2 tRNA genes and 2 rRNA genes are annotated in these 5,079 nt (G+C 47.4%); all 4 read right to left on the reverse strand.

Annotated elements, in window-relative coordinates:
* Positions 1–63: 63 nt before the first annotated feature.
* Positions 64–2,824: ribosomal RNA gene (locus tag JML65_RS23635) — 23S ribosomal RNA — on the reverse strand.
* 203 nt (positions 2,825–3,027) lie between these two features.
* A tRNA-Ala gene (locus JML65_RS23640) sits at positions 3,028–3,101 on the reverse strand.
* A gap of 82 nt (positions 3,102–3,183) precedes the next feature.
* Positions 3,184–3,257: transfer RNA gene (locus tag JML65_RS23645), tRNA-Ile, on the reverse strand.
* 212 nt (positions 3,258–3,469) lie between these two features.
* A 16S ribosomal RNA gene (locus tag JML65_RS23650) occupies positions 3,470–4,986 on the reverse strand.
* Together the 16S and 23S rRNA genes with 2 tRNA genes alongside form the textbook arrangement of a ribosomal RNA operon.
* Between the last annotated feature and the right edge of the window lie 93 nt (positions 4,987–5,079).

The following is a 5,079-nucleotide window of genomic DNA, read 5'->3' on the forward strand; positions in this document are numbered from 1 at the left end:
GTTTTAATTCGATAAAAACTTTCACAAAGAGCTAACCTTGCTGCACTTTCGTGCGCCATATTAGGCTATAAATCTACGGGTAATTAGTACTACTCGGCTATGACATTACTGTCTTTACACCTGTAGCCTATCAACGTCGTCATCTCCAACGACCCTTAAAAGATGTCTCATCTTGAGGCGAGTTTCGCACTTATATGCCTTCAGTGCTTATCTCTTCCAAACGTAGCTACTCAGCGGTGCTCCTGGCGGAACAACTGATACACCAGAGGTTTGTTCAATTCGGTCCTCTCGTACTAGAATCAAGCCCTCTCAAACATCTAACGCCCGCAATAGATAGAGACCGAACTGTCTCACGACGTTCTGAACCCAGCTCGCGTGCCACTTTAATGGGCGAACAGCCCAACCCTTGGGACCTTCTCCAGCCCCAGGATGTGACGAGCCGACATCGAGGTGCCGAACCTCCCCGTCGATGTGAGCTCTTGGGGGAGACTAGCCTGTTATCCCCGGAGTACCTTTTATCCTATGAGCGATGGCCCTTCCATACGGAACCACCGGATCACTATGTCCTGCTTTCGCACCTGATCGACTTGTTGGTCTCACAGTCAAGCACCCTTATGCCATTACACTCTACGCACGGTTACCAAGCGTGCTGAGGGTACCTTTGAAAGCCTCCGTTACTCTTTTGGAGGCGACCACCCCAGTCAAACTACCCACCACGCAATGTCCTTCTATTCAGAAGTTAGGCTCCAAGTAAGTAAAGGGTGGTATTTCAACGTTGGCTCCACAAACACTAGCGTGCCTGCTTCAAAGCCTCCCACCTATCCTACACATTACTTACTCAAAGTCAATACGAAGTTATAGTAAAGGTTCACAGGGTCTTTTCGTCCCATTGCGGGTACTCGGCATCTTCACCGAGACTACAATTTCACAGAGCTCATGGTTGAGACAGTGCCCAGATCGTTACACCATTCGTGCAGGTCGGAACTTACCCGACAAGGAATTTCGCTACCTTAGGACCGTTATAGTTACGGCCGCCGTTTACTGGGGCTTCAGTTAATGCCTTCGGTTTAACCCTAAGCACCTTCCTTAACCTTCCAGCACCGGGCAGGTGTCAGACCCTATACTGCATCTTTCGATTTTGCAGAGTCCTGTGTTTTTGATAAACAGTCGCCTGGGCCTCTTTACTGCGGCCACCATTGCTGATGGCGTCTCTTCTCCCGAAGTTACGAGACTATTTTGCCTAGTTCCTTAACCATGATTCACTCTAGCACCTTAGGATTCTCTCCTCGACCACCTGTGTCGGTTTTGGTACGGGTTGCTTCACTTCGGCTTTTCTTGGAAGCACTTTCCCTACAGCAGCTTCGCCCGAAGGCTAGGCCTTGACTATTCCGTCAGTCTCCAGTAAGTACGGCACTCCGTCCCCTTTTTAGTGTGAGCAAGTATGGGAATATTAACCCATTGTCCATCCACTACCCCTTTCGGGTTCGCGTTAGGTCCCGACTAACCCTCAGCTGATTAGCATGGCTGAGGAAGCCTTGGTCTTTCGGTGAGCGGGTTTCTCGCCCGCTTTATCGTTACTTATGCCTACATTTTCTTTTCTATCCGCTCCACAATACCTCACGATACTGCTTCGGCGCAAATAGAATGCTCTCCTACCAGATATACCCCTAAGGTATAAATCCATAGCTTCGGTAATATGTTTATGCCCGATTATTATCCATGCCGGACCGCTCGACTAGTGAGCTGTTACGCACTCTTTAAATGAATGGCTGCTTCCAAGCCAACATCCTAGCTGTCAATGCAGTCCAACCGCGTTGTTTCAACTTAACATATATTTTGGGACCTTAGCTGTTGGTCTGGGTTCTTTCCCTCTCGGACATGGACCTTAGCACCCATGCCCTCACTGCCGTAGAACATTTATTAGCATTCGGAGTTTGTCAGGAATTGGTAGGCGATGAAACCCCCGCATCCAATCAGTAGCTCTACCTCTAATAAACTTATATACGACGCTGCACCTAAATGCATTTCGGAGAGTACGAGCTATCTCCCAGTTTGATTGGCCTTTCACCCCTACCCACAGGTCATCCGAAGACTTTTCAACGTCAACCGGTTCGGTCCTCCACTCTGTGTTACCAGAGCTTCAACCTGCCCATGGGTAGATCACAAGGTTTCGCGTCTAATCCTACTAACTAACCGCCCTATTCAGACTCGCTTTCGCTCCGGCTCCGGTACTTAATACCTTAACCTCGCTAGTAAAATTAACTCGTAGGCTCATTATGCAAAAGGCACGCCGTCACACCATATAGGTGCTCCGACCGCTTGTAGGCGTACGGTTTCAGGTTCTATTTCACCCTTCTATTCGAAGTGCTTTTCACCTTTCCTTCACAGTACTTGTTCACTATCGGTCTTTCAGGAGTATTTAGCCTTGGAGGATGGTCCCCCCATATTCAGACAGGATTTCACGTGTCCCGCCCTACTCATTTATCACTCAAATATGCCTTTCATTTACGGGGCTATCACCCTCTACGGCTGTTCTTTCCAGAACATTCTATTAAACATATATCAGCTTTTGGGCTAATCCGCTTTCGCTCGCCACTACTTACGGAATCTCTTCGATTTCTTTTCCTCCGGGTACTTAGATGTTTCAGTTCTCCGGGTTTGCTCCTATTGCTAGGTGACTGGTCTTCAACCAGCCGGGTTGCCCCATTCGGACATCTGCGGATCAATTCGTGTGTGCCGATCCCCGCAGCTTTTCGCAGCTTACCACGTCCTTCTTCGCCTCTGAAAGCCTAGGCATCCGCCATACGCCCTTAACGATTTCTTTCCTAATTATTAATTAGTTCAGTATTTTTTGATAAAATTTAATTTATCGATATTTTTATAAACTCGGCACTCGAAAGTGCTCGGTTATCTCTTTGTGATGTCTTTACCGTTAATGTCAATGATCTTAATGTCTTCTTTTCAAACTGATGAACAAATGTTGTTTTTGGCTCCATTCGTAACTTTTAAATCAGTCTTCCAAAACTGTGGAGAATAAGGGAGTCGAACCCTTGACCTCCTGCGTGCAAGGCAGGCGCTCTAGCCAGCTGAGCTAATTCCCCCTCTAGTTGCTGCTAGCTTATGGCTTCTTGCTGTTGGCTTTTCGCCACTAGCCAGTCGCTATTTGCTATCCGCTTTAATTAGTAGTCTCGGGCAGGCTCGAACTGCCGACCTCTACATTATCAGTGTAGCGCTCTAACCAGCTGAGCTACGAGACTGTCTGTTAGACTAACAGACTTCAGATATTAGATATCAGACTGATCTTCTTCTTCTATCTTGCCTCTCGTCTCAATCCCTTTTTACTAATTTCTAGTGGGTTTTGTATTTTTATATATATATAGCAACCAAATAAAAAACTAAAGCTTCTCTTTAAGTAAGTACATGGTACATTAAAGTACCTTATTTTGTTTATCGTCTTTAAGACGCTCTAAAATGAGATGTTCCAGCCGCACCTTCCGGTACGGCTACCTTGTTACGACTTAGCCCTAGTTACCTGTTTTACCCTAGGCAGCTCCTGTTACGGTCACCGACTTCAGGTACCCCAGACTTCCATGGCTTGACGGGCGGTGTGTACAAGGCCCGGGAACGTATTCACCGCGCCATGGCTGATGCGCGATTACTAGCGATTCCAGCTTCATAGAGTCGAGTTGCAGACTCCAATCCGAACTGAGACCAGCTTTCGAGATTTGCATCACATCGCTGTGTAGCTGCCCTCTGTACTGGCCATTGTATTACGTGTGTGGCCCAAGGCGTAAGGGCCGTGATGATTTGACGTCATCCCCACCTTCCTCTCTACTTGCGTAGGCAGTCTCACTAGAGTCCCCAACTTAATGATGGCAACTAGTGACAGGGGTTGCGCTCGTTGCAGGACTTAACCTAACACCTCACGGCACGAGCTGACGACAACCATGCAGCACCTTGAAAAATGTCCGAAGAAAAGTCTATTTCTAAACCTGTCATTTCCCATTTAAGCCTTGGTAAGGTTCCTCGCGTATCATCGAATTAAACCACATAATCCACCGCTTGTGCGGGCCCCCGTCAATTCCTTTGAGTTTCATTCTTGCGAACGTACTCCCCAGGTGGCTAACTTATCACTTTCGCTTAGTCTCTGAATCCGAAAATCCAAAAACGAGTTAGCATCGTTTACGGCGTGGACTACCAGGGTATCTAATCCTGTTCGCTCCCCACGCTTTCGTCCATCAGCGTCAGTTGTTGCTTAGTAACCTGCCTTCGCAATTGGTGTTCTAAGTAATATCTATGCATTTCACCGCTACACTACTTATTCCAGCTACTTCAACAACACTCAAGACCTGCAGTATCAATGGCAGTTTCACAGTTAAGCTGTGAGATTTCACCACTGACTTACAGATCCGCCTACGGACCCTTTAAACCCAATAAATCCGGATAACGCTTGCACCCTCCGTATTACCGCGGCTGCTGGCACGGAGTTAGCCGGTGCTTATTCGTATAGTACCTTCAGCTAGATACACGTATCTAGGTTTATCCCTATACAAAAGAAGTTTACAACCCATAGGGCCGTCGTCCTTCACGCGGGATGGCTGGATCAGGCTTTCACCCATTGTCCAATATTCCTCACTGCTGCCTCCCGTAGGAGTCTGGTCCGTGTCTCAGTACCAGTGTGGGGGATCACCCTCTCAGGCCCCCTAAAGATCGTAGACTTGGTGAGCCGTTACCTCACCAACTATCTAATCTTGCGCGTGCCCATCTCTATCCACCGTAGTTTTCAATATCAAGTGATGCCACTTAATATATTATGGGGTATTAATCTTCCTTTCGAAAGGCTATCTCCCTGATAAAGGCAGGTTGCACACGTGTTCCGCACCCGTACGCCGCTCTCAAGATTCCGAAGAATCTCTACCGCTCGGCTTGCATGTGTTAGGCCTCCCGCTAGCGTTCATCCTGAGCCAGGATCAAACTCTCCATTGTATGTTTGTCTGACTCACTCAAAGTTTTGACGCTTTAGTTTTTCCTTACTTGGTTGTTATATTGTATGTCAATGATCTTTATATCTTTCGCTTT

The organism is Chryseobacterium sp. KMC2 (assembly GCF_016756935.1).
In the GTDB taxonomy this organism is placed as follows: domain Bacteria; phylum Bacteroidota; class Bacteroidia; order Flavobacteriales; family Weeksellaceae; genus Chryseobacterium; species Chryseobacterium rhizosphaerae.